Consider the following 25,045-nt stretch of genomic DNA (forward strand, 5'->3'; position numbering starts at 1 on the left):
GGGAAGCAGACACCCCAAGCGGCGAACTGCGACGAAGAGTTACCGGCGGCGGCTGGACTGCTTCTTGGTGGCCACCAGGGCAGCCTTCTCGCGCTCCTCGATGGCTCGCGCGGCGGCGTACTCGGCAAGTGCCTCGACAAGTGCACCGACGGTCGCCTCCTCCGGCTGGACGTCCACACGAAGTCCGAACTCGCGGGCGGTCGCTGCAGTCTGCGGACCGATAGCCGCAACCACAGTCTTCAAATGTGGTTTACCCGCAATACCCACGAGGTTACGCACCGTGGACGAGGAGGTAAAACATACCGCCTGGAAGCCACCGGACTTGATCGCGTCGCGAATCTCAGCCGCCGGCGGAGCAGCCCGGACGGTGCGGTACGCGGTGACGTCGTCGATCTCCCAGCCCCGCTCGCGCAGCCCGGCGGCCAGCGTCTCGGTGGCGATGTCGGCCCGCGGCAGCAGCACCCGGTCGATCGGATCGAGCACGTCGTCATACGGCGGGAAGTCCTGCAACAATCCTTCGCTGGACTGTTCACCGGACGGCAGCAGCTCCGGGTTGATCCCGAAGGCCCGCACCGCATCAGCCGTCGACTCGCCGACGCAGGCGATCTTCACACCGGCGAAGGCGCGCGCGTCGAGGCCGAACTCCTCGAACTTCTCCCGGACGGCCCGCACGGCATTGGTCGAGGTGAAGACGATCCACTCGTAGCGACCGGTGACCAGGCCCTTGATCGCCCGCTCCATCTGGGTCGGCGTCCGCGGCGGCTCGACGGCGATCGTCGGCACCTCGATCGGAACCGCGCCGTGCAGGCGAAGCCGGTCGCTCATGGTCGCCGCCTGCTCCTTGGTGCGCGGCACCAGCACCTTCCAGCTGTAGAGGGGACGCGACTCCCACCAGCCGAGCTTGTCGCGCTGTGCGGTGGCCTTGCCGATCGTCACCACCAGGGTGCCGGCCATCCCAACCGCGGCCAACTCCAGCTCGCCGAGGGTGCCGCTCACCGTCTGCTGACGAGTCCCGGTCGAATCACAACTAACCGTCACCGCGGTGTCCGGCTTCAGTCCGCCGGAGACCAGTCGCTCCCCGACGCTCTGCAGCTGAGCCGACGGGACACTGAGCACCAGGGTGCCCGGCGCGTGGGCCAGCGAGTCGAAGTCGACCGACTCCAGGTCGGTCAGGTCGGCTTCGGTACGTACCGAGCCGCCCGGAATGCCGGCGTAGGCGGCGGTGCCGGCGCCGACCGAGAGGCCCGGCACGATCTCGAACGCGATGCTGCTGCGCGAGACGGCGAGCACCTCCTTGACACCGCTGTCGCTGCCGAAGACGTCCCCGGCGATGAGGCGAACCACGTCGGAGCCGAGCTTCGTCTCGGTGACCACGGCCTTGGCGGCGTCGGCCGCGAGCGTCGACGCGACCCGCACCTCGCCACTGGCCAGACCCGTTATCGCAGCGGCGACGTCAGCGTCGGCGAAGACGACGTCGGCTCTACTCAAGGCGTCCACCGCATTCACGGTGAGTAGACCTGGATCGCCGGGTCCGGCACCTACGAAGGTCACACGGCCAGCAGGCTTACGCTCTCGGGTCATGAGGGGCTCCCCATCAATTTGTCAGCGCCTTCGGCGAGGAGTTCAGCGGCGAGCCGCCGCCCCACGCCATCGGCATCGGTTGCCGGACCGGTCGCAGTGAGTCGGACGGCGTCGCTGCCGTCTATCGCTGTGACCGAACCGCGTAGGAATATTTCAAGCCCGTCATCGCCGTCGACCACTTCGGCCAACGCGCCAACGGGGGACGAGCAACCTGCCTCAAGCGCCGCAAGCAGCGCTCTTTCTGCATCCACTGCCGCACGTGTATCGCTGTCGTCCATTGTCGACACCACGGCGGCCGTGGCCAAATCTCCGGCCCGTACCTCGATCGCCAGCGCGCCCTGGGCGGGGGCCGGGAGAACCTGAATCGGGTCGAGAATCTCGGTCACATCGTCGTGCCGCCCGAGCCGGCGCAGTCCGGCCATCGCCAGCACCACCGCATCGAGGTCACCGTTGGTCACCTTCGCCAGGCGAGTATCGACGTTGCCGCGCAGTCCGACGATCTCCAGACCGAGGCCGAGCGCGCGCAGCTGAGCCGCTCGACGGGGGGAACCGGTGCCGACTCGCGCCCCCGCCGGCAGCTCGCCGAGAGTCAGCCCGTCGCGGGCGACCAGCCCATCCCGAGGATCCTCACGGGACGGCACGGCGGCCACCACGACACCATCCACCGGCGCCGTCGGCAGGTCCTTGTACGAGTGCACCGCAACGTCGATCTCGCCGTTCAACAGGGCTGACCGCAGCGCCGTCACGAAGACACCGGTGCCACCGATCTGGGAGAGCGCAGCGTTGCTCACGTCGCCCTCAGTGACGATGGTGACGATCTCCACCGGCACGCCGAGGCGTTCGACGAAGAGGTTCGTCTGGGTGCGGGCCAGCGCGCTGGCCCGGGTTCCGACCCGGAGCGTCTTGGTCGCGGTCATCGCTTCTTCTCCCGCCCGGCGCGTGGTACCAGCACCGACTCGGCGGTCGCGGCGTCGAGGTCGAAGAGGTCCCGCAGCGCCTGGGCGTACTGGTCCCCGCCCGGCGTGCTGGCCAGCTCCTTGACCCGCACCGTCGGCGCATGCAGCACCTTCTCCACGGCGCGGCGCACGGCGTCACTCACCTCGCGGCGCGTCGCCTCATCCAGCGCAGGCAGCCGGGAGTCCAGCCGGAGCAGCTCCGCGCTGATCACCTCGTTCGCCCGCTCGCGCAGCGCACTCACCGTCGGGGCCACCGCCAGTTGCTGCTGCAACTTCAGGTAGGCGATCAGCTCCTGGGCCACGATGTTGTTGGCCAGCCGCACCTCGCTGTCGCTGACCAGGGCACCGTCGGCGCGCAGTGAATCCAAGTCGACGTAGGTGACGCCGGGCAGCGTCGCCACCTGCGGATCGACGTCGTGGGGTAGCGCGAGATCCAGCACCACCTGCGGATCTGCGGCGCGGGCGGCGAAGTGCTCCAGCTCAACGACGAGCCCGGTCGCCCCGGTGCAGCTGATGATCAGGTCAGCGTCGGCTATCACATCGCTCAGGTGATCGAGCGTGACTGCGCGGCCGCCGAGACTCTGGGCCAGCCGCTGGCCGCCCTCGACCGAGCGATTCGCCACGACGAAGTCGCGGACGCCGAGACGGCTCAGCGTTGCCCCGGCCAGTGCCCCCATGGAGCCGGCGCCGATGATGAGCGCCCGCTTCCCCGAGAGCGGCCCGAGCACCCGCGACGCGTTCTCCAGCGCCACCGAGACGATCGAGGCACCGGCCCGATCGATCCCGGTGTCGGTGTGCACTCGCTTGCCGACCCGCAGCCCCTGCTGCACCAGTTCATGCAGCACGGTGCGAACGGTTCCGGCGGCCGTGCCGTTGGCGTAGGCCAGCCGCAGCTGACCGAGGATCTGCGACTCGCCGACCACCATCGAGTCCAACCCGGAGGCGACCGAGAAGACGTGCTCCACCGCCGCCTCGGCGAAGTGCACGTACAGATGATCGACGAGATCAGTGACCGACAGGCCGGCGTGCCGCGCCAGCACGTTGGTTATCTCGGCCACGGCTGGGTGGAAGCGATCCACATCCGCGTAGACCTCGATGCGATTGCAGGTCGAGAGCAGCAGGACCTCGGAGATCGCCTCCGCCGCCTGCAGCTCACCGAGAATCTTCGGAGTGTCGTCCGCCGAGACGCTCGTCTTCTCCAGCACCGGCACCGGCGCGGTCTGATACGACAGCCCTACCACCAGAACGCTCATTGGCTGGCCTCCCGTCGCGGGCTCTGCTTGCGGGCACTCATAGCCCTCATGGCTAGGTGCCGATGCTCCTTCTGGTTCTCGTGGAAGGAGAGGATCTGCAGCTCAGCGGCGAGGTCGACCTTGCGCACATCGACGTGGGCCGGCACCGAGAGAACGGTGGGGGCGAAGTTGAGGATGCTGCTCACGCCGCAGGCGACGAGCCGGTCGCAGAGCTCCTGCGCGGCCGGCGCCGGGATGGCCAGCACGGCGATGTCTATGTGCTGGGTGACCACGATCTCTTCCAGATAGGCGACATCCTGCACGGTGAGCCCGCCGATCTGGGACCCGATCCGGGTCGGCGCGGCGTCCAGCAGGGCGGCGATCTGAAAGCCACGGGTCGCGAAGCCGGCGTATCCGGCCAGTGCCTGCCCGAGGTTGCCGACGCCGATCAGCGCGACCGCTCGGTGCACGGTGATGCCCAGGGTGCGGGAGATGAGTTCGGTGAGCGTCTCGACGTCATAGCCGACGCCACGGATTCCGAAGGAGCCGAGGAAGGAGAGGTCTTTACGCAGCATCGCCGAGTTCACACCGGTGGCCGTCGCCAGCTCGTCTGAGGAGAGCGTGGTGACGCCCTGTTCCTGGAAGGAGTCGAGCACCCGCAGGTACGTCGCCAACCGGGCCACGGTGGCCTCCGGGATGGAACGATCCTCCGGCGGACACTCCAAATCAGCGGTGATCGCCTCCGGCAGCTCGCCCTCGCCAACGTGCATGCGAGTGCTGCGCAGACTCTCGCGACGGATGGTCATCGACCCCTCTTGGCGGGCCGGTTCTCAGCCTCTCGCCGAGGGGGCGAAGGGGCCTTCAGAACCGGTGTGATAGAAGCAGGTTGGACGCCGGGAACGGTACGCCGCTTGTGAAAGCTTTCCCAAATCGCCGACCACTGTGATATGCGGCGGCACCCCCTCCGGCTGCTCGCGCCGAACCCCTGCCCGGAGCGGCGCCGACGGCCGAATCTCCCGGAAATTCAGGCGAAAAGCCTTAGCGAGCCGAGAGTGCGCAGCGCCACCTCGGCCGGTGTCGGCGCCGTCCCGACAGCGGGACAGTAACGACGATCACTATCAGCGCTTCACAGGTTTCTTAAGCGCCTTGCGGAACCGCTTCTCCTCCAGCCGCCAGTAGCCGTGTTCGCGCCCGTCGATGAGGATCACCGGGACGCGGTCGGAGTACTCGTCGGCCCGCGCCGGGTCGGCGTCCACGTCCAGCTCCTGGTATCCGAAACCGAGCTCGGTGCGCAGCGGCGCCAGCTGGGCACTCGCCTCTTCGCAGAGGTGGCACCCGACCCGGGTGATCAGCGTGACGTGATGATCGGCAGCACCCATTCGAGCAGGCTAGCTCAGTGAGTCGCGTCCTTGAGCAGCCGCCACTTCTGCACCTTGCCGGTGACGGTGTGGGGCAGTGTGTCGACGATCCGGACGCGGGTCGGCAGCTTGTAGCGGGCCAGCGACTTCGCGGACTTGGCGACCAGCTCCTCGACCTCGAGGGTCTCGCCTCGCGCCGGCACCACGAATGCGGCGACCGCCTCCCCCGTCTGCTCGTCCGGGATGCCGACGACGGCCACCTCGGCCACTCCGGCGACCTGACCGAGCACCCGCTCGACCTCGGCGGAGTAGACGTTGAATCCGTTGACGATGATGAGATCGCTGGTCCGCCCGACGAGCAGCAGGGCACCGCTGGACTCGATGATCGCGATGTCTCCGGTGGCGAACCACCCCTCCTCGTCCGGTCCCCCGCGCCCATCCGGCCAGTAGCCGGAGAAGAGATTCGCACCCCGCACGAAGAGCTGTCCGGGGTCCTCATCCTCGGCGTCGATGACCGAGCCGTCTGAGTTGCGCAGTTGCAGCTCCACCCCGGGCAGCGGCTTGCCGACCGATCCGGCACGCGGCGCGCCGCCGGCGTCGATGGCGTTCAGGGCCAGCACGGGGGCCGTCTCGGTGAGGCCGTACCCCTCGTAGAGGGCTATACCTATGTCGGCGTAGAGCTGAACGAGCGTGGGCGAGAGTGGCGCCGCCCCGGAGAGCGCGAACCGCACCGACTCGAAGCCCTCGGCGAAGTTCGGGTGCGCGGCCCACTGGACGAACATGCCCGGCGCCCCGACCACCGCGCTGATCCGCTCGGCCCGCATCGTGGCCAGGGTCGCCGCGGCATCGAAACGCTCGGCCAGCACCACGGTGGCCCCGACGTGCAGCGCTGCACAGAGCGCCGCATTGAGGCCGTAGATGTGAAATAGCGGCAGTGGTACGAGCACCACATCGGAGGCGGTGATCAGCTGCGGTTCGACCTCAGCAATCTGCGCCAGGTTCCCCAGCAGCGCGCGGACCGAGAGCATCGCGCCCTTCGGGTATCCGCTCGTCCCACTGGTGTACAGGACTATCGCGATGGACTCGCCGCTGCGGTCGCTCCGCGGGTCGTCATCCCGCTCGGCCGCCGCCAGAAAAGCCTCGAGCGTCCGAACCCCTCCGGCCGCCCCGTTTCCAGCCTCGGTGGCCCGCCCGGTGAGTATGACCAGTTCCACCGCCGACGTCGCCGCGGAGGCGGCCTCGGGCGACTCGGTGACGAGTAGTCGGGCCCCGGAATCGGCCAGGACGTAGTTCATCTCCACCGACGTGTAGCCCGGGTTTACCGGCACCACGACCAATCCGGCCCGCAGCGCACCGAAGTAGAGCTGCAGAAACTCCACGCGGGCACCGAGCTGCAGCACTACCCGATCACCGGCGCTCAGTCCGGCGGCCAGCATCGCCTGCGCGCAGCGGCTGGTGGCCGCGTCGAGCTCACCCCAGGTGGCTTGAGACCGGCCGTCGGAGACCGCAACCCGCTGCGGATCAATCCCGCCGATCAACCGGACCAGGTCGGAGAGCCCAGTGAATGCGGTGTCCTGGGATCGGGTCGGCGGCATCTGCACAGCCTTCCCGCCGAGCGCAACGCGCGCAAGAGCAACCAAAATTTCATCCGATAAATAAGGCGCGGGAGAGGGTTTCAGGAGACAATCAGCGAGGCCGCAGCCACCGTGCGCGAAACCTGTTCCATTACCGCAACGCCAGGTAGGGTTGCCGAGAGTAATTGACGGACTCGAGGAGGCAGCCCTGAGGGGACGACTCGGTGCCGACGACGCCTGCTGCAGGCCCCCCATTTGGGGGGAGCCGCTCCTTGCGTGATGCGACGACGCCCTTTTCGCTCACCCGCGGCCGCACCGGCACCGGCAATCCCCTCACTGCTCTGCGTTTGGAGCTAGTCCGCGCCCTGTTGTCGTCGCGCCTCGTGCTGGCACTGCCAGGGGCCGGACTCGCCGGAGCCGGCCTCCCCTCCTCCACCCATCCCGCCGCCGACCGTCCCGGCCACGTGCCCGGCCACTGGGGTATGACGGCCCGCGAGATCCGTTCGGCGGTTCCGCGGCTGCCCTTCGGTCAGGCGGCCAGCAGCGGCGCGCACGCCAAGAATGGGATTGGCCCGGACGCCGCGCTCACCGACGTCGGCGGCGGCGTCGAGGGCGTTGAGTACCCCGACCGGCAAGACGACAGCGACGAGTTCGGGCAGCCGATGGACGCCGAGCACGCCGAGACCTGGCTGCTGGTGAAACGGGCCCAGGGCGGCGACGGTGAGGCGTTCGGGGCGCTTTACGACCGCTACGTCGACTCGGTGTTTCGGTTCATCTTCTACCGGGTACATGATCAACAGCTAGCTGAAGACTTCACCAGTGAGACGTTCCTCCGGGCGCTGCGCCGGATCGGTGTCATCACCTATCAGGGTCGCGACATCGGAGCCTGGTTCATGACGATCGCGCGCAACATCGTGCTCGATCACGTCAAGTCAGCCCGCAATCGACTCGAGTTCACCACTGGGGAAATCGTCGAGGACGATCGCTCCGAGCCGAGCCCGGAGACGGCGGTGCTCACGATGCTCAGCAATGACCGGCTGATGGCCGCCGTCAACGCGCTCGGCGATGAGCAGCGCGAGTGCGTGGTACTGCGTTTCATCCAGGGCCTGTCGGTCGCCGAGACGGCGGAGATCATGGGCAAGAAGGAAGGCGCCATCAAGGCGCTGCAGCATCGAGCGGTACGAAAACTGGCCACAGACGTGGCGGGTGAGCTGACATGACATGCCAAATTTCCTGTAACTCGGCGTATCGAAACGGCAAGTACGTCGTTGTTATCAGTGGGGCGTATTTGACGGCACAGACCGTCGGGCCGGTAGGGCCCAGATGAACCAGATGCGAGAAGTGTTCCGGTTGCACCGGGATATCAGCAGATCAGAGATCGGAGGTGACTTTCGGTGCGATCAATACCGCCGTTAGGCCACTTCCCAGATCCTGAGCAGTCCGATGACCCGCAGATCACCGCGCTGCTGAGCCAGCTCCGGGCGCTCCCCCAGGGCCCGGCGATTCGTCCGGAGTTCCGCCAGGAACTCCGGACCCAGCTGGTCGCAATCACCCCTCGCATCATCGCTGAGTCACTCGACGATGCGGCCACCGAACCGCTGGCCGCCGAACCGCTGGCCACCGCGACCTCGACCCTCACCATTGACAGGTCAGCCGCTGAGTCGGCGACGGCCCAGACCGACCTGGTCTCCGACGATGGCGCCGAATCAGCCGACGGGGGCCCGACCGGTGACGGCGAATCCGCCGACGAGCTGGCTGCCCGTCGCGTTCGCCGCCGTCGCCGTTACAACATCCTCGCCGTCGCCGCCATCGTGCTGATGGCGCTCATGGCCACCACCGGTTTCCTGAGCCAGCGGGCGCTTCCGGGCGACACGCTCTACGGTCTCAAGCGGAGCACCGAGAGCCTGCATCTCGCCCTCACTCACGGTGACGAGTCCCGCGGCAAGCTCAAGCTGGAGTTCGCATCGACCCGCCTCGATGAGGTCTCCGGGCTACTCAGCCGCGACAACGCGGAGGCACTCGGCGGGCCGATGCTGTCTGACGGAACCACCCTCAGCGCAGCCGGCGGGGGCATCAGCCAGCACACCGCTCACCTCATCGACACGACGCTCAACGACGCCGACTCCGACACCCGCGAAGGTATCGCGCTGCTCACGCGGGCCGCTCTGAAGAAGAAGTCGGCGGCACCGCTCAGCGGGGTGAAGTCCTGGCTTGCCGGTCAGCTGAACCAACTCGACAAGATCGCCAGCCGCCTGCCGGCCGGAGCGCTGCGTGACCGGGCCGGGCAATCAGTCGCACTGGCCAAGCAGGTCGCCGTCCGCACCCAGCAGATCAGCACGACGGCCGACTGCAGCTGTGCCGAGACCACCGGCACCGACGCCCTCGGCCCGATCCCGTGCGCCGCTCCGGTCCTCTGTTCGACCTCGAGCTCGACTGCGACGCCCACTCCGGCGCCTCCGACCGACGGCGCCTCGCCGACCCCGACGCTGCCCGTGATTCCCGGCCTGACCCTGCCGCCGACGCCGACTCCGACCGATATCCCGGTCGTCGTGCTGCCGCCGCCGAGCGACAACGTTGCCCCGCCCACCGACGGTGCCACACCGGTTCCCAGTCCGGTGCCGACGGACGTTCCGCCGCCGCCACTACCTCCGACACCGGTGCCGACGGACGTCCCGACGCCGATGCCGCAGCCGACTCCGGTGCCGACTGACGTGCCGACGCCGGTACCGACGGACGCACCTACGCCGGAGCCCACCCCGGTGCCCACCGACACTCCGGTTCCGACGCCAGAGCCGACTCCGGTTCCGACGCCGGAGCCGACCCCTGTCGTGACCGCGACGCCGGAGCCGACTCCGGTACCCACCGACGTCCCGACGCCGGAACCGGTGATCACGCCGACGCCGTCCCCAACGGCCGGCCCGACGCCCGCGCCGACCCCGATCCTCACGCCGAGCCCGGCGCCCACACCGGTTCTCACGCCGACCCCGGCGCCCACCCGGTACGGCTACATCACCGCGCAGCTCGCGTCCGACAAGACCTCTTATGTCGTCGGTGACGCGATCACGTACACCTTGAATATCCACAACATCGGATTCGCTCCGGTGACGGTCAACTTCTCGGCCGTCGTGCCCACCAGCGTCTCCATCACCAGCGCGCCGCCCTGTCTGCCCAGCAGCGGCTCCACCTGCGGCACGGGCAGTGGCGTCGACGGGAAGTTCGCGGTCTCCAACCTGACCGTCGCGGTACATGGCACGGTGCAGTTCACCCTCACCGGCGTGGTCGGCGCGCCGGCGGATGTCAAGGCAACCGCCGACCTGGTCCCGAGCGCCGGCAGCTGCCCGGTGGGCTGCGGTGGCGGGCATGTCGCCTCGCAGGGCATCATCGCCACCGCGCCGTCCTCGCCCACCCCGGCCGCGCCCAGTCCGACGCCAACGACGGCACCGGCGCACAGCCCGACGACCGAGCCGTCGATGACGCCGTCGGCGACACCAGCAGCGACCCCGACCATGACGCCGATAGTGACACCCAAGGTGACACCGAAGCCGACGGGCGCGCCCAAGCCCACCCCGGCACCCGCGAAGCCCACGCCCACCGCGAAGCCCGCACCCTCGCCGACGCCTACGGCGAAGGCCCACTGTGTGGTCACACTCCCCGGGGGCATCTTCCGAGTCGATCTGCCCTTCCCCTGCTCGATCCTGACGTCGCTGTTCAAATAGCAGCGCAGAGATAGCCGAGCACTCAAGCCGTCTGGGCCTCGGGGCCGGCGGTGCCTACGGTGACGGCGCAAGCCAGGTTCGTCACACGCGTCACTCTGGTTCACCCATCCGGGACTCGCTAGTCTGATCCCGTGCTGATGCGATCACGGAACGTCTCATGACCGACTCAGAGGTGTTCTCCGCGGCGGCGGAGGTTGAGCAGGCCCTCGCCGTGCCGGCCGATCCGACTGCCGCGGCGTTCTTCGACGTCGACAACACCATGATGGTCGGCGCGTCGATCTTTCACTTCGCCCGGGGCCTGGCCGCTCGGGACTTCTTCGACTGGACCGATCTGCTGCGCTTCGGCCTGCGTCAGGCCCGGCTGCGGGTGCGTGGCGAGTCGAAGGACGACATGGTCTCCACCCGAGAGTCGGCGTTGGCCTTCGTCGCCGGCAAGAGCGTCGAGGAGATCGTGACTCTCGGCGAAGAGATTTACGACGAGAGCATGGCCGACAAGATCTGGTCCGGGACGAGCGCCCTGGCCCAGCTGCACCTCGATTCCGGGCAGCGCGTCTGGCTGGTCACCGCCACCCCGTTGGAGCTCGCCCGTATCATCGCCAGCCGCCTCAAGCTCACCGGTGCGTTGGGGACTGTGGCGGAGACGAAGGACGGTCTCTACACCGGTCACCTGATCGGGGACGTGCTGCACGGTGAGGCCAAGGCGGCCGCCGTCCGGGCGCTGGCGATCCGGGAGGGTCTGGACCTGAGCCGCTGTACCGCCTACTCCGACTCGATCAACGACCTGCCGATGCTCTCCCTCGTCGGCACCGCGGTGGCCGTCAACCCGGACGCCGACCTTCGAGCCGAGGCCCGCCGCCGCGGATGGCAGATCCGGGACTTCCGCACCGGGCGCAAGGCCGCCCGTATCGGTGTCCCCACCGCGCTGGGGGTGGGCGCCGTCGCCGGGGCGGTCGTGGCCGGAGCGGCCGTACGGCGGGCCTACGCCGCACCGCACAGCCCGCTGGCCCGACGCACCACGGCGACCCGGCAGGCCAGCCTGGAGTTGCTCACGGCCAGCCTCGACATGGCGGCGGCCTTGAGTTCGGCTGCGGTGCACACGACCACCCGCGCGGCCACCTCGGCGGCGAACGGGACGGCCGACCTAGCGCGGAAGTATCAGCGCCACACCGACCGGCGCTTCACCAGCAGCCGGTAGAGCGTGCTCTGGATCGTCTCGCGTACCCGGTCGGTCAACTCGAAGACGAGCATCGGATCGTCAGCGCCCTCGGGCCCGTAGTTGGCCGTCTCGATCGGTTCGCCGAACTCGATGTACCACTTGCTGGGGAACGGGATCAGCCCAAGTGGACCCAGCCAGGGGAACGTCGGAGTGATCGGGAAATACGGCAGATTGAGCAGTCGGGCCAGTGTCTTGGCGTTGCCCAGTACCGGGTGAATCTCCTCCGACCCGACGATGGAGATCGGGATGATCGGAACTCCGGCCCGTAGCGCGGCGGTGACGAAGCCGCCGCGTCCGAAGCGCTGCAGCTTGTAGCGCTCACTGAACGGCTTGCCGATGCCCTTGAAACCCTCCGGCCAGACCCCGACCAGCTCACCCTTGGCCAGCAGCCGCTCCGCGTCGGCGTTGCAGGCCAGCGTGGCACCACTCTTACGGGCCAGCGGCGCAAGCCCCGGGGTGGTGAAGATCAGGTCCGCCCCGAGCATCCGCAGGTTGCGGTGCCCGGGCGTCTCAGCGTGTACCGCGACAGTGGTGATGGCTCCGTCCAGGGCCCAGATACCGCCGGCGTGATTGGCGACGAGCAGCGCCCCGCCTTCGGCCGGGATGTTCTCGATACCGAGCACCTCGGTTCGGAACCACTTCTGATAGAGCGGCTGGAACGCCGGAACCAGGACGTTCTCCACCAGCTCGGAGTCGAAGCCGAACTCGTCGACGTCATAGTCGCCGGTGATCCGGCGCCGCAGGAAGGCCAGACCGCCCGCGATCTTGCGCTCCAACGGCGAGGTGGGAGCCTCCGCAGCCACCTCGGTGGGCGTCGGCGGTTGGGCGGAGTCGATTGACGGTGCGTCCGGCGAGAGGGGCGCCGGATCGAGACCAGATGGGTGACGGGCGGCCGAGACCTCCTGCGCCGCATCCAATGGTGCCGCAGCCGTCGGCAGCAGGATCGTCGCGTTGGGCTCAGTGGGAGCAGTGACGGCCGGACGGGCGGTCTCCCGCTCCGGAGCGGGAGCCGGGCGCTTCGCCGCGCGCGCCTTCGGGCGGCCCGGCGTCGGCTGATCGGTTACCGGCTTAGCAGTTACCGGGTTAGCAGTTACCGGGTTAGCGACGGCCGGACGGCTGCGCGCCGGGCGCTGCGGCTGTGGACGTAGCGGACGCGCAGTCGACTCCACCTTCGCCCCGCCCGGCTGGCCGGCCGGATCCGGTGCGTGAAGTTGGATGACTCTTGCCTCAGGCACGCCCGATCACTCCCATTCCTGCATGGACAAACTTGTCGATCGTCAGTTCCGCCTGCCGGACCTTCTCGCGCGAGACGATGGCCGGAACCGGCCGCCCGGTGAGGAAATCGTCGAAGGCCTGGGCGGTGGTGTGCCGGGGCGTGTATCCGAAGGTCTTCTTGAGCCGGGTGATGTCGACCTGGCGCCCGTAGACGAGGAACTGCAGCTGCTCGGGGGAGAAGTCCACCCGGCCACTGCTGCGGACCAGCCGGCTGACGAACTCGACGGCCGGTGAGGGCACCGGCAAGCCGATGCGTCCGGCCCGACGAATCGCCTGCGAAAGCACGAGTGTTCCTTCGCCGGCCACGTTGAAGACCCCCGGCCGATCACTGGTGGCAGCCAGGCGCAGCACCTCGATGGCGTCGTCTTCGTGGAGCAACTGCAGGCGCGGATCAAAACCGAGAGCCGTCGGCACGACCGGCATCGCCAGGTAGCGGGTCAGCGGGGTCTCGATCACCGGCCCGATGAAGTTCGCGAAGCGAAGCACGGTAACGGCGATGTCCGGGCGGCGGCGGCCGAAGCCGCGTACGTACCCCTCGACCTCGACGGCGTCCTTGGAGTATCCGGCGCTGGGCAGCCGGCGGGCCGGTAGATCTTCGGTGAAGACGGCCGGGTCGTGGGCGCTGGAACCGTAGACCGAGGTGGTCGACTTCACCACCAGCCGCCGCACGGTCTCCGACTTCTGGCAGGCGGCCAGCAGCTGCATCGTGCCGATGACGTTCATTTCCTTCATCGACGTGCGGCCGCCGGCCAGGTGCGGAGTCGCGGTGACCGAGGCATGCACGACCGTCTCGACCCCGGCTTGCGCGATCACCTTGGCGATCAGCGGATTGCGGATGTCGGCCCGCATGAACTCAGTGCGTCCGAGCATCGCCAGGTCAGCCTTGGATGGCGGCGTCGTATCGACGCCGATGACCCGAACGATCGAAGGATCAGCGGAGAGTTGCGCAGCCAATCGGCTGCCCAGATATCTACTGACGCCTGTTACGAGGACGACACTCGGCATGCGCTGTCTCCTGACTGAGCAGAGCGATCGAGGGCTCGTTCATATTAGGACGACACTGTTACAGGCGCGCTACGCTCAGCCATCATCGAGTGGGGGGTCACAGGCAATTGCCAGCAAGCCACCCGCTCGGCGAGAGGGCGTCGCGGTCGGAGGACGACCGCGACCGCGCACCGCCTGATTACTTCTTGTTGCGACGCTGAATGCGAGTCTTCTTCAGCAGCTTGCGGTGCTTCTTCTTGGCCATCCGCTTGCGCCGCTTCTTGATAACTGAACCCATGGAAAACCCTAACCGCGCTGAATTTCTCAGCAGTGTCGTCACCGATAGTTGATCGGCTACAGCTGGTGATAGCGGCACCGGTGAGTGCCTGCTCGCATTGATGCTCGGCTCAGCTTACCCGCCAGGCGGTGACGGGCGAACCAGTCACATTCCGGCCGCCGATGCCAAGCTCAGCCCGCTTCGATGAAGGCGGCCTGTAGGTAGTCGTGCACCGCGGCCTCGGTGACCCGGAACGAACGTCCCACTCGTACCGCGGGCAGTTCACCGCCGTGGACCATGCGGTAGACCGTCATCTTGGACACCCGCATCACGGCGGCGACCTCGGCCACGGTCAGGAACCGCACATCCGAGAGACCGTCACTGATGACTCGAGCCGAGTCTGCCTTGCGCATCTCGGAGGGCGGCGCGCCGATCTCCTGTTCCGCGCCGGAGGACTTGCGCGTTTTGGGCGCGCCGGAACCGGCCACCTTCCGCGCACCGGCACCGGTGGCAGCCTTGTGAGCTGGTGGGGTCGTGCTCATAGTTCACCTAGACCTTCGGCACGCGTCAGTGCGCTGGCTTCCCCACCAGCGAACGGGACACGCACGTGCTGGGAGAAGATTAGCGGTACTGGAGTGACTATGCGATACCTGTGAGACACCAGTTTCTCAAAACCGCACAATTCGTCACCTATCCGCGACCTAATTCACGACTGCGCAGGCAGGCGGCCTCGATCGCCGAAAGCAACGCCGCCCGCACCCCGTGGTTCTCCAGTTCGCGAATTGCGGCGATCGTCGTGCCGCCCGGGCTGGTTACCGCCTCCCGTAGCTGCACCGGGTGCTCGCCGGAGTCGCGCAGCATCACCGCCGAGCCGATCGCGGTCTGCACGATGAGCTGCGCGGAGAGCGCCCGCGGCAGGCCGAGCAGAATCCCGGCATCGATCATCGCCTCGACCAGGAAGAAGAAGTAGGCCGGTCCACTGCCGGAGAGGGCGGTGACGGCATCCAGTTGGCTCTCCGGCACGTGCACGACCTGGCCAACGGCGAGGAGCAACGCCTCAGCGACGGCCAGGTGGTCGGCATCGGCATGCGCGCCCGGGGAGATGGCGGTGATCGCCTCGTCGACGAGGGCCGGCGTGTTCGGCATACAGCGCACCACGGCGACCCCGGCGGGGAGCCCGGCCTCGAGCTTGGCCGTGGTGATACCGGCCGCCACCGAGACGATGATGTGTCGGGGTTCGGCGTACTGGTGGATATCGGCGAGGAGCGTCTCGATGTCCTGCGGCTTCACCGCCAGCACGATGGTGTCGGCGAAGGCGAACACCTCCGCGTAGTCGGTTACCTCGATGCCGTACGTGCGGGCCAGGTAGACGGCTCGCTCCGGGTACTTCTCGACGACCTGCAGCCGATCTGGCGTCAGCGTCTCGCGCAGCAGCCCGGACAGCAGCGCCTCGCCGATCTTCCCGCCCCCGAGGATGGCGACGTTGCCGCGAAGTACCGGTTTGACAGTGGACATGCTGCGACCTCCGACCGTGGCTGCCGACGGAGCGCGCGACAGCGGAATTGACGTTAGCCTGAGCCTAATCAGCAGCCGCTGCGGCGCCCGGCACTGCGATATATTCGCCAGTACGGCAGGGCGAGCGGCGAACTGGAGGAGCAAGATTAGGTCGAGCGCACGCGGAGGGCTCAACTCGAGCTGCTCACTCGCCGCATGGCGCACTGCCGGCACGCGCCAGCCGGTTCGTCGCTTCGAGTTCGACGACGCCACCCATCAGCGACACCTGGCTCGCCCGTCGGCACTGCAGCTGGCCGGTTCACCAGCCCGACTTCCGCGGGCCCTGCCCGCACGCTTCGCGGCCGCCGACGCGTCGGCGATTCGCACCGTGAGCCGACCCCGCTCCCCCGCCCGTCCGGGCGGCACGCGCACCGCGGCTCCATCGGCGCGCCGACGTCTGCGACGGCAGGCCGACGCCGCCCAGCGCCGACAACTACCCCCCGATGAGCGCGCCTGGTCGATCGCTGGACAGGTCCGCCGACAGGGCGCCCGACGCGGCGTCCGGCCACTCCCGCCGCGCGCCCGCACCCGCCGCCCGGCCCGGCGCGCGCAGCCGCCGGTAAGCCGGCCGGTCGATACGCCGATCCGGGCAGCCATGCGCTTCACCCGACCCCGGTCAGAGATCGAGGTGGGCCTACCCGGGGCGGCCTTACCGGCGCTCCGCCGTCCGGCCCATGCGCTACCGACCCCGGTCTCGAAGGCGCGGGACGCAATCACCCTGGCCTGGATACCTCGACTCACCGCGGCCACCGGGGCACTCCGGCGGCCCTCCGTGCCGCACCCTACGAACCCGACGGTGGAGACCTCCCCGATGAGCCCGACGGTGGAACCGTCCGTAGAACTTGCCGATGGGGCGGAGACACCACAGCCGGCCCAAGTCGACCGGCCGGCCGCCGCCGCGGCAATGGCCGCCCTCGCCGCCGGCCAGGGAGAGTCGAGCGTCCCGGTGCAGCGCCGGCGGCCGAATCATCGCGCGCCCAGCGGCCGACGGGCCGCGGCAAGGGCCAACAAGTCGGCCGGGTCAGCTGAGGCGACTGTGCCGGTTGAGGGAACGGGGCCGGAGGGAACGGGACCGGTTGAGGTGCTCCCCGACGAGCGGGTGAGCCGCTTCGAACCGATCACCCCGCCTCAGCTCATCGCGCCGGTCATACAACCGGTCGAGGAGCTACCGACCCCGCTGGCTACACCGGCTCTGAGCACAGCCCCGCCCCTCGGAGCTGGGCCGCCGATGCCTGCTCCGACCTACCCGACGCCCAAACCGCTGGCCGACCTGGTGCAGTTCGCCCCCTTCGCCGACCTCCCCGAGACGACCACACCGCCGGCCGCTCCCACGCGACCGCCCGCGCCGCCGGTTGAAGCGCCGCCGGCCGCACCGGAACCCCCTGCGCCGGCAGCTCGGGCGCCGCGGTCCAAGTCCCCGGCGCGCCGCCGGGCGGCCGAGCCCAACGCGTGGCTGCAGCGCCTCGCCCTGGCCGGGCTGGGCCTGGTTGTGCTCGTCCTCGGGGCAGTGCTGGTCGCCGTCGCCTTCCACGCGAACGGCGGGCCGCAGAACGGCATCAGGCCGCCGACGTCCGTGCCGTCGGCTACCACCAGCCCGAGCCCAACCCCGACCCCACCACCGACCTCCGGGCAGTCCGACGCCGCCGACTGGATCACGGCGAACCTCGCCAAGGAAAGCCGTATCACGGCCGAACCGGCCGTGGTGCCGCTACTCACCGACGCGGGCTTCAGCAGCGTCCGCAGCACCACCGACTACGCCGACCGGGGCGTCGGTGAGTACCTCGTCGCCAGCAACGCCGCACGCACGGCCAGCGGCACCGACCCGACTCTCGCCGCCGCGCTCAACGGCTCGGTGGCGCTGGCCCGCTTCGGCGACGGCGATGACCCGACCGATGTCCGGACGGTGCTGAACCGGAGCGCAGGCGCAATCGACGCCCAGCGCTCGGCCGATCAGAGTCAGCGCCGCAGTGTTGGCGCCGAACTGGCGGCCAACCCACAGGTGATCACCTCCGCGACCGTCCACTCGCAGCTGACCGACGGGATCCTCGATATCCGGGCCGCGACCGTGCTGGACCAACTGGCGGCGCAGAATCCGGTGAATCTGCTCAGCATCGACCCGGTGACCGCAGAGACACGCGCCGGTATGCCGGCGCGGCAGATCACCATCTCCACGGCCCAGACCTCAAGCCTGATCGCCGCCGTGCGGGCGCTACCGGCGGCTCTGCAGCCCACTCAGTTCATCGCCAACGCCACCGGCGGTCAGCTGGTCTGGCCGGTTGAATTCGCCCCTCAAGTCTGAGTCGGTCTGAGGCGGCCGCGAACCGAACCCCGGCCTAGGCGGGGGCCTTCACCAGATGCAATCGGCAGAAGGCCAGTGCCTCGGCGAGATCCGTCTCCCGCTCGAAGCGATCCACCGCCTTTCGAGTGTTTACCTCGACGATCACGTGGCCGGTGAAGCTACCGGCCGCGACCCGTTCGAGCACCTGCGCGCAGGGCTGCGTTCCGCGGCCGGGCACCAGATGCTCGTCCTTGTTGAGGCCGGTGCCGTCGGCAATGTGCAGGTGGGCCAGCCGGTCGCCCATCGCGTCCAGCATCGCTATCGCATCCGACTGCGAGACGGCCGAATGTGAGAGGTCCAGGGTGTAGTCGCGGTACGGATCCTCCTCGGCGGCGACGTCCCAGGAGGGCTCGTAGGCACTCATGGTGCGCCCCCGCACCCGCAGCGGAAACATGTTCTCGACCGCGAACCGGACATCCGTCTCGTTGGCCATCTGTTCTATACCGCTGTGGAAGCGCCGCGAGTAGTCACGCTGCCAGCGAAACGGCGGGTGGACGACCACGGTCTGGGCGCCCAGTAGTTCGGCCGCCGCCTTCGCCTTCTGCAGCTTCACCCACGGGTCCGGCGACCAGACCCGTTGGGTGATGATCAGACAAGGTGCGTGCACGGCCAGGATCGGCATCGAATAGTGCTCGGAGAGTCTGCGCAGCGCTGACGGGTCCTGGCTCACCGGATCGGTCCAGACCATCACCTCAACGCCGTCATACCCTAGTTTTGCTGCCAATTCGAAGGCCGCCGCAGTAGTCTCCGGATAGACCGAGGCGGTCGAGAGACCGACGCGGGAGTGTGACACGCGCAGCGCCCGCGACCTCGTCATGTCTGCAAGATTAGTCACGCCGCCCCGCGCCGGCCCAGAGCGGTCAGCCGCGGCGGCATCAGAGTTGATCGATGCGTTGCAGGATCACACCTTCACGCAGCGCCCACGGCGACAGCTTCAGTTGATCCACTCCGAGCGCGTCCATCGCGGCGGCCGCGACGACCGCGCCGGCCAGCGTCTGATGCGAGCGGCTCGCGCTGACGCCGTCCAGTTCGGCCAGGTCGGTTGAGCTCATCCGCGAGATGAAGGAGGTCACCTGACGCAGCCCGTCGCGGGTGATCACCCGTGGCGTGCGCGGTCCCGCCGACGATGGTGCCGCACCGGCCAACCGGGCCAGTGTCCGGAACGTCTTACTGGAGGCCACCACGTGATCGGCTGGCCCGGAGGCCAGCAACCGGGACGACGGCTCAGCCAGCTCGGCATCGACGAACTCACGCAGGGCCGCGATCTTCGACTTGCTGGGCGGATCGGAGGGGAACCATTCGCGGGTCAACCGCCCGGCTCCGAGCGGGACCGAGAGGGCCACGTCCGGTACCTCTCCGGCCCCGGCCCCCAACTCGAAGGAGCCGCCACCGATGTCCAGACAGATGAGTTTCCCGGCGCTCCAACCGACCCAGCGACGCACGGCCAGAAAGGTCAGCCGGGCCTCCTCGTCTCCGGAGAGGACCACCATGTCGATGCCGGCCTCGATGCGGACCCGGTCCAGTACCTCGGCCGAGTTGCGGGCGTCCCGCACGGCCGAGGTGGCGAAGGCGAGCACCTCGTCGCAGTCCAGCTCCTTGGCCTGGCGGAGCGCTCCGAGACTTGCCCCGACCAGCGCGTCCGCTCCCTCACGAACCAGATCGCCGCGTTTGTCGATATGTTCGGCCAGTCGCAGCACGCTCTTGCGGGATAGCTGCGGGGTCGGCTCGGCACCCCGGTGCGCGTCCACGACCAGCAGGTGGACGGTATTGGAGCCGACATCGAGCACGCCAAGTCGCATGCCCCGAGCCTATCCGGTGATAGTTGCCAACGTGTGGCGCCGCCGCTGCGGCAACGAGGTTGACTACTCTCGTCGATGTGCGCACTCAGCTACCCGTGATCTCTCCGGCCGTCACTCCCGAGGTTCCGCTCGACTTCGCGCGGGAGTGGATCGAATTTCAAGACCCGGCCGACGCGGCCCATTGGATCAAGGCCGACCTCACCTGGCTCTGCTCGCGTTGGACCTGCATCTTCGGCCGCGGTTGCCAGGGCGTCATCGAGGGGCGGGCCGACGACGGCTGCTGCAGCCACGGCGCCTTCTTCTCCGACGACGACGACGAGCGCCGGGTCAAGCAGTTCGCCGCGATGCTCACTCCGGACACCTGGGAGTACTACCCAGAGGGGACGAAGAAGAGCGGCAAGCTGGCCATCAGCGAGAAGGACAGCGTCGGAGACGACGAGGGGCGGCGCCGCACGCGCACCGTCGACGGCGCCTGCATCTTCCTGAATCGTCCGGGTTTTGCTGGTGGTGAGGGTTGCTCACTGCACGCCCTGGCGCTTCGGGAGGGGCTGCACCCGCTCGACACCAAACCCGAAGTCTGCTGGCAGCTTCCGGTGCGCCGGGCGCAGGACTGGGTCGACCGGCCGGACGAGACACGCATCCTCGTCTCGACGGTGAGCGAGTTCGACCGCCGCGGCTGGGGCGAGGGCGGCCACGACCTGCACTGGTACTGCACGTCCTCACCGGACGCCCACGTCGGCTCCGAGCCGCTCTACATCTCCTACGGCCCGGAGCTCACCGCGCTGATCGGCGCGCTGGCCTACCGCGAACTGGCCGCGATCTGCGAGCGGCGGTTGGCCATCGGTCTGGTCGCCGAGCACCCGGCCACCAGCAAGGCCCGGGAGCTCGGCCTCAAGGCCCAGCCCTCCCCCTGGGACTGAGCCACCGCACCCCTCAAACCGCCGGCAACCGCAAACGGCCGGCTAGACCTCGAACTTGTAGCCGAGCCCACGAACGGTGACCAGGTGCTTCGGGCTGGCCGGATCCGGTTCGACCTTGCTCCGCAGCCGCTTGACGTGCACATCGAGGGTCTTGGTGTCACCGACGTAGTCGGCACCCCAGACCCGGTCGATGAGCTGCCCGCGGGTCAGCACCCGTCCGGAGTTGCGAATGAGCAGCTCCAGCAGATCGAACTCCTTCAACGGCAGGGACACCTGATTGCCGTCGACGGTGACAGTGTGCCGCTCGATGTCGATGCGCACCGGCCCTGCCTCGAGCGCGGTGCTGACCAATTCGTCCGGCTCGCCGCCGCGGCGCAGCACGGCTCGGATGCGGGCCACCAGCTCCCGCGAGGAGAACGGTTTGGTGACGTAGTCATCGGCGCCGAGTTCGAGGCCGACCACCTTGTCGACCTCGCCGTCGCGGGCGGTCACGATGATGATCGGGACGTTCGAACGCTGCCGGATGGCCCGGCACACCTCGGTGCCCGAGAGCCCCGGAAGCATCAGGTCGAGCAGTACCAGATCGGTCCCGTCGCGCTCGAAGATCGCCAGTGCGTCCGGCCCGTTCTCGGCGACGGCAACCTCATAGCCTTCGCGCCGCAGCATGTATGAGAGCGCGTCGGAGAACGACTCCTCGTCCTCCACGACCAATACCCGCGTCACACAGATCCCTTCGTCATTTGCTCGGTGTTGATGCTGTCAACGGCTGGTTCGCCGCTGTCTTGCAGTGTTGGCAGCCGGATGGTGAAGGTCGAGCCCGCACCCTCCACGCTCCAGACAGAGATGGTGCCGCCGTGGTTGGTGGCGACGTGCTTCACGATGGCCAGCCCGAGGCCGGTACCGCCGGTGGCCCGCGACCGGGCCGGGTCCACCCGGTAGAACCGCTCGAAGACCCGCGCCAGATCGGACTCGGCCAGCCCGATGCCCTGATCGCTCACCGAGATCTCGACGCACGGCTTCGCCTCCGCGTCGCGCCCCAGCCGGGCACTGAGCGCGACCCGGGTGCCACGGGGCGAGTAGGCAATCGCGTTGTCGACCAGGTTGGCGACCGCGGTCGTCAACTGACCCTCGTTGCCCCGGACTTTCAGATCCCCGACGCTGCGCGAGATCACCTCGATGCCGGCCTGATCGGCGACGAGCCGGGTCCGGTCCTGGGCCTCGTCGAGGACGTCGGTGATGTCCACGCAGTCGCCACCGGGTAGCGGCTCGGCTCCCTGCAGCCGGGAGAGCTCGATCAGTTCGCGCACCAGGCGTCCCAGCCGGGCACCCTCGTGCTGCATGCGCCCGGCGAAGCGCTGCACCGCCTCGGGGTCGTCAGCCGCCTCCTGGACCGCCTCGGCCAGCAACGTCAATGCCCCGACCGGCGTCTTGAGCTCATGCGACACGTTCGCCACGAAGTCACGGCGGACGTCCTCCAGGCGCCGGGTCTCGGAGACGTCGTCGAGCAGCAACGCGACCGCGGCGACGCGCTCCGGCGCCTGGGCGTCCGGTAGTGGCACCGCCGTCACGCTCAGCGCAATCGGCTCCCGGCCCAGCCGGTCCAGCGGGAGGTCGATCAGCCCTGTGCTGCTCCTAGCGCCGATCATGCAGTCGCGTACCAACTGGGTGAGCTCGTCGAAGTCCAGCCGGTCGGCGTTGAGCAGCCCCATAGACCGCGCCGCCGGATTGGCCAGGATCACCTGCTCGGACCGGTTCACCACGATCACGGCGTTACTCAGCGCGTTGATCACCAGCGACGGGAGCTGATCGGCTGCGGCCGGCGTCTGGCTCACCTCGGTGACGGAGGCCGCAGTCGCCGCGGGCGCGTGCTTACGGGTCGATGCGAGGGCAAACCCGACAGCACCAACGGCCACGCCCGCTGCAAGAGCGCAGCACACAGCAACGACTACGGTGAGCAGCACACTCCGATCGTACGTCCCGGCCCGGGGCCAAAGCTCAGTCCAAGGGCGTTGTCACGTCCTGTTCATCCAACAGACGACGCTCGTTCACCGAATGTCAGGACGCCCGCGTCCGCTTGCCCCTATTCTGGAGGGGTCCGGGATTACCGAGAGGCTTGCAATGCGCGATATTTACCACGACGAGTTGGATGACATCGGCAAGACGCTGGTCAAGATGTCCCACCTCGTCGCCACCAGCATGGAACGCGCCACCAACGCGCTACTGGACGCCGACCTGGCCGGCGCCGAGCGCGTCATCTCCGACGACCCCGAGATCGACGCGCTGCGTGCCCTGACCGAGGAGCGCACCTTCCGCCTGGTCGCGCAGCAGCAGCCGGTGGCCACCGATCTGCGCGTGCTCGTCTCCGGTCTGCACCTGGTGGCCGACCTCGAGCGGATGGGCGACCTCGCCCTGCACGTGGCGAAGGTGGCCCGGATGCGTTACCCGGAGATCGCCGTGCCGGTCGAACTGCGCGACGTCATCTCGCAGATGGGCTCAGTCGCCCTCTCCCTCGTCGAGAAGGTGGCCGACGTGATCGACGGCCGCGACATCGAGCTGGCGCAGGAGATCGAGAGCGAGGACGACTCGATGGACGCGCTGCACCGCAAGCTCTTCACGCTGCTGCTCTCTCCCAACTGGTCGCACGGGGTTGAGGCGGCTATCGACATGACGCTGCTGGGCCGCTACTACGAGCGGTACGCCGATCACGCGGTGGCGGTGGCCCGGCGGGTCGTCTTCATCGTCACCGGCACCATGCCCGAGCCGCTGCACTCCAGCTCGGCCGTCTAGCCATCCGCTTCTGGCAAGGTCACCGGGAATCGCCGGTCACCTTGCCAACGGCGATTACTTCTTGCCCTGGTTGGCCACCGCTTCGATCGCCGCCGAGGCGGCATCCGGGTCGAGGTACTGCCCCGGGCCGGTCGGCATGAACGTGGTCTCGTCCAGGTCGTAGCGCAGCGGGATGCCGGTGGGCACGTTGAGCCCCACGACCGCCTCATCGGTGAGCCCGTCCAGGTGCTTGATGAGTGCCCGCAGCGAGTTGCCGTGGGCGGCGATGAGCACCGTCCCGTTGCGCAGGTCGGGCACGATCGCGTCATACCAGTAGGGCAGCATCCGGGTGACGACGTCCTTGAGGCACTCGGTGCGCGGAACGGTCTCCAGGAGGTCGCGGTAGCGCCGGTCGAAGACCTGACTGAACTCGTCGTCGTCGGCCAGCGGCGGCGGCGGCACGTCGTAGGAACGGCGCCAGAGCATGAACTGCTCCTCGCCGAACTCATCGCGGACGGCGGCCTTGTCCTTGCCCTGCAGCGCGCCGTAGTGACGCTCGTTCAGCCGCCAGGAGCGGCGCACCGGCAGCCAGTGCAGCTCAGCGGTGTCCAGCGAGATCTGCGCGGTGCGGATCGCCCGGCGCAGCAGCGAGGTGTGCACCACCTCTGGGCGCAGGCTGTGCTCCAGCAGCAGCTCACCGCCCCGCTTCGCCTCAGCCTCCCCCTTGGCGGTGAGGTCGACGTCGACCCAACCGGTGAAGAGGTTCTTCTGGTTCCAGTCGCTCTCGCCGTGGCGGAGCAGGATAAGAGTTGCGCTCATACCGACAATCTTGCCAGCCGCCCGGTTACGTCCGGACACCGCGCGCCCGGCTAGCGGGCGACGCCCCGCAGCACCATGTCGACGTTGAACTCGATCATCGCCCGGGTGACCCGCGGCTGATGGGTGAAGACGGCGAGAACGACCGGGGCGGCCAGGGCCGAGACGATCAAGTCCAGATCCACGGCCGGATCGATGCTGCCCTCGGCCACCCCGCGCTCCAGCACCGCTCGGGTCACCTCCTGCCGGGGGCGGATCAGTCGCTCCCGCATCGTGCGGTAGATCTCCGGCCGCTCGTTGCCGTCGGCCGCGACCCGACGCATGATCTGGCCGTGCAGGCTGTTGACCCAGTGCTTGCGCATCGTCTCCATCAGAAAGACGAGGTCATCCCGGACGCTGCCGCCGGGCGCCTGCACGATCGGCCCCTTGAGGCGATTGATCGCCTCCAGAGCCAGCTCATCCTTCCCCGGCCACCGCCGGTAGACGGTTGTCTTGGCGACCCCGGCCCGGGCGGCCACGCCCTCGACGGTGAGACCCGACCAGCCGATCTCAGCCAGCAGCGCCGTGGTCGCGTCCAGGATCGCCGCGTCAGCCGCCTCGCTCCTCGGCCGGCCCGGCGGCTGAACCGCGGGCACTGCTGCGGGCTTCGCGGCGGACCCTGCCACCGGCCGCGCCGTCGACTC

Annotated in this window: 22 protein-coding genes and 1 pseudogene; 6 read left to right on the forward strand and 17 right to left on the reverse strand. The window is 68.6% G+C overall.

The genetic code is table 11. The features are described from left to right. Window positions 1-39: 39 nt before the first annotated feature. The 6 genes from CPH63_RS01595 to CPH63_RS01620 all read right to left on the reverse strand — a co-directional run bounded on the left by CPH63_RS01595 (window position 40) and on the right by CPH63_RS01620 (window position 6,722). Complete coding sequence (locus tag CPH63_RS01595) at window positions 40-1,581, reverse strand: uroporphyrinogen-III synthase (RefSeq protein ID WP_096301275.1); 1,542 nt, start codon at window positions 1,579-1,581, stop codon at window positions 40-42. Then, a complete protein-coding gene (hemC, locus tag CPH63_RS01600) occupies window positions 1,578-2,498 on the reverse strand; it encodes a hydroxymethylbilane synthase (protein ID WP_096301276.1) in 921 nt (306 codons plus the stop codon). Before hemC ends, CPH63_RS01595 begins: the two co-directional genes overlap by 4 nt. Continuing rightward, on the reverse strand, window positions 2,495-3,790 hold the full coding sequence (locus CPH63_RS01605; RefSeq protein ID WP_096301277.1) for a glutamyl-tRNA reductase: 1,296 nt from the start codon (window positions 3,788-3,790) through the stop codon (window positions 2,495-2,497). Before CPH63_RS01605 ends, hemC begins: the two co-directional genes overlap by 4 nt. Further along, complete coding sequence (locus CPH63_RS01610) at window positions 3,787-4,575, reverse strand: redox-sensing transcriptional repressor Rex (protein ID WP_241895778.1); 789 nt, start codon at window positions 4,573-4,575, stop codon at window positions 3,787-3,789. The genes CPH63_RS01605 and CPH63_RS01610 overlap by 4 nt, the downstream gene beginning before the upstream one ends. A gap of 312 nt (window positions 4,576-4,887) precedes the next feature. After that, complete coding sequence (locus tag CPH63_RS01615) at window positions 4,888-5,148, reverse strand: glutaredoxin family protein (protein ID WP_096301278.1); 261 nt, start codon at window positions 5,146-5,148, stop codon at window positions 4,888-4,890. A 14-nt stretch (window positions 5,149-5,162) separates the two neighbouring features. Next, the gene (locus tag CPH63_RS01620) at window positions 5,163-6,722 is read right to left on the reverse strand and encodes a class I adenylate-forming enzyme family protein (protein ID WP_172892140.1); all 1,560 of its coding nucleotides are present in this window, start codon (window positions 6,720-6,722) and stop codon (window positions 5,163-5,165) included. A gap of 251 nt (window positions 6,723-6,973) precedes the next feature. Here CPH63_RS01620 and CPH63_RS01625 point away from each other — a divergent pair, with 251 nt between their 5' ends. The 3 genes and pseudogenes from CPH63_RS01625 to CPH63_RS01645 form a co-directional block, all read left to right on the forward strand. Then, the gene (locus tag CPH63_RS01625; protein ID WP_241895779.1) at window positions 6,974-7,921 is read left to right on the forward strand and encodes a sigma-70 family RNA polymerase sigma factor; all 948 of its coding nucleotides are present in this window, start codon (window positions 6,974-6,976) and stop codon (window positions 7,919-7,921) included. A 174-nt stretch (window positions 7,922-8,095) separates the two neighbouring features. Beyond that, a complete protein-coding gene (locus CPH63_RS22000; protein WP_157749205.1) occupies window positions 8,096-10,417 on the forward strand; it encodes a DUF5667 domain-containing protein in 2,322 nt (773 codons plus the stop codon). A 157-nt stretch (window positions 10,418-10,574) separates the two neighbouring features. Then, a pseudogene (locus tag CPH63_RS01645) lies at window positions 10,575-11,393 on the forward strand (HAD family hydrolase); the annotation flags it as partial. Between the two features lie 179 nt (window positions 11,394-11,572). Here the strand turns inward: CPH63_RS01645 and CPH63_RS01650 are convergent. From CPH63_RS01650 to proC, 5 genes are all read right to left on the reverse strand, one after another. Beyond that, the gene (locus CPH63_RS01650) at window positions 11,573-12,868 is read right to left on the reverse strand and encodes a lysophospholipid acyltransferase family protein (protein WP_241895780.1); all 1,296 of its coding nucleotides are present in this window, start codon (window positions 12,866-12,868) and stop codon (window positions 11,573-11,575) included. After that, complete coding sequence (locus tag CPH63_RS01655; RefSeq protein WP_096301284.1) at window positions 12,861-13,913, reverse strand: NAD-dependent epimerase/dehydratase family protein; 1,053 nt, start codon at window positions 13,911-13,913, stop codon at window positions 12,861-12,863. Before CPH63_RS01655 ends, CPH63_RS01650 begins: the two co-directional genes overlap by 8 nt. Before the next feature lie 178 nt (window positions 13,914-14,091). After that, window positions 14,092-14,190, reverse strand: a complete 99-nt coding sequence (locus CPH63_RS01660; RefSeq protein ID WP_018654693.1) for a 30S ribosomal protein bS22 — start codon at window positions 14,188-14,190, stop codon at window positions 14,092-14,094. 170 nt (window positions 14,191-14,360) lie between these two features. Continuing rightward, window positions 14,361-14,582, reverse strand: coding sequence for a helix-turn-helix domain-containing protein (locus CPH63_RS23580; RefSeq protein WP_096304877.1), 222 nt, complete (start codon window positions 14,580-14,582; stop codon window positions 14,361-14,363). A 277-nt stretch (window positions 14,583-14,859) separates the two neighbouring features. Continuing rightward, entirely contained in the window at window positions 14,860-15,684 is an 825-nt protein-coding gene (proC, locus tag CPH63_RS01670; protein ID WP_096301285.1) for a pyrroline-5-carboxylate reductase, read from the reverse strand. Window positions 15,685-16,051: 367 nt separating this feature from the next. On the opposite strand from proC, the gene CPH63_RS01675 reads away from it, so the two are divergent. Next, window positions 16,052-18,022, forward strand: coding sequence for a hypothetical protein (locus tag CPH63_RS01675; protein ID WP_157749206.1), 1,971 nt, complete (start codon window positions 16,052-16,054; stop codon window positions 18,020-18,022). Between the two features lie 34 nt (window positions 18,023-18,056). Here the strand turns inward: CPH63_RS01675 and CPH63_RS01680 are convergent, their stop codons facing one another. Beyond that, window positions 18,057-18,878, reverse strand: a complete 822-nt coding sequence (locus tag CPH63_RS01680) for a sugar phosphate isomerase/epimerase (protein WP_197704520.1) — start codon at window positions 18,876-18,878, stop codon at window positions 18,057-18,059. Window positions 18,879-18,936: 58 nt separating this feature from the next. Further along, on the reverse strand, window positions 18,937-19,860 hold the full coding sequence (locus CPH63_RS01685; protein WP_096301287.1) for a hypothetical protein: 924 nt from the start codon (window positions 19,858-19,860) through the stop codon (window positions 18,937-18,939). Between the two features lie 77 nt (window positions 19,861-19,937). Between CPH63_RS01685 and CPH63_RS01690 the strand changes: the two genes are divergently transcribed. Continuing rightward, window positions 19,938-20,780 (forward strand): hypothetical protein, encoded by an 843-nt coding sequence (locus CPH63_RS01690; protein WP_096301288.1) that lies wholly within the window; start codon window positions 19,938-19,940, stop codon window positions 20,778-20,780. A 42-nt stretch (window positions 20,781-20,822) separates the two neighbouring features. On the opposite strand, the gene CPH63_RS01695 is transcribed toward CPH63_RS01690, so the two are convergent. Together CPH63_RS01695 and CPH63_RS01700 are read right to left on the reverse strand one after the other, a co-directional pair. Beyond that, window positions 20,823-21,503, reverse strand: coding sequence for a response regulator transcription factor (locus CPH63_RS01695; protein ID WP_096301289.1), 681 nt, complete (start codon window positions 21,501-21,503; stop codon window positions 20,823-20,825). Next, window positions 21,500-22,693 carry a cell wall metabolism sensor histidine kinase WalK gene (locus tag CPH63_RS01700; protein WP_206745628.1) on the reverse strand — a complete coding sequence of 398 codons (1,194 nt, stop codon included), beginning with the start codon at window positions 22,691-22,693 and terminating at the stop codon, window positions 21,500-21,502. The genes CPH63_RS01695 and CPH63_RS01700 overlap by 4 nt, the downstream gene beginning before the upstream one ends. 205 nt (window positions 22,694-22,898) lie before the next feature. Between CPH63_RS01700 and phoU the strand changes: the two genes are divergently transcribed. Continuing rightward, window positions 22,899-23,567, forward strand: coding sequence for a phosphate signaling complex protein PhoU (gene phoU / locus CPH63_RS01705; RefSeq protein WP_096301290.1), 669 nt, complete (start codon window positions 22,899-22,901; stop codon window positions 23,565-23,567). 54 nt (window positions 23,568-23,621) lie between these two features. Here the strand turns inward: phoU and CPH63_RS01710 are convergent, their stop codons facing one another. Then, on the reverse strand, window positions 23,622-24,365 hold the full coding sequence (locus CPH63_RS01710; RefSeq protein ID WP_096301291.1) for a phosphoglyceromutase: 744 nt from the start codon (window positions 24,363-24,365) through the stop codon (window positions 23,622-23,624). Between the two features lie 50 nt (window positions 24,366-24,415). After that, window positions 24,416-24,997 carry a TetR/AcrR family transcriptional regulator gene (locus tag CPH63_RS01715; RefSeq protein ID WP_172892141.1) on the reverse strand — a complete coding sequence of 194 codons (582 nt, stop codon included), beginning with the start codon at window positions 24,995-24,997 and terminating at the stop codon, window positions 24,416-24,418. Between the last annotated feature and the right edge of the window lie 48 nt (window positions 24,998-25,045).

Source organism: Jatrophihabitans sp. GAS493, assembly GCF_900230215.1.
Classification (GTDB): domain Bacteria; phylum Actinomycetota; class Actinomycetes; order Mycobacteriales; family Jatrophihabitantaceae; genus MT45.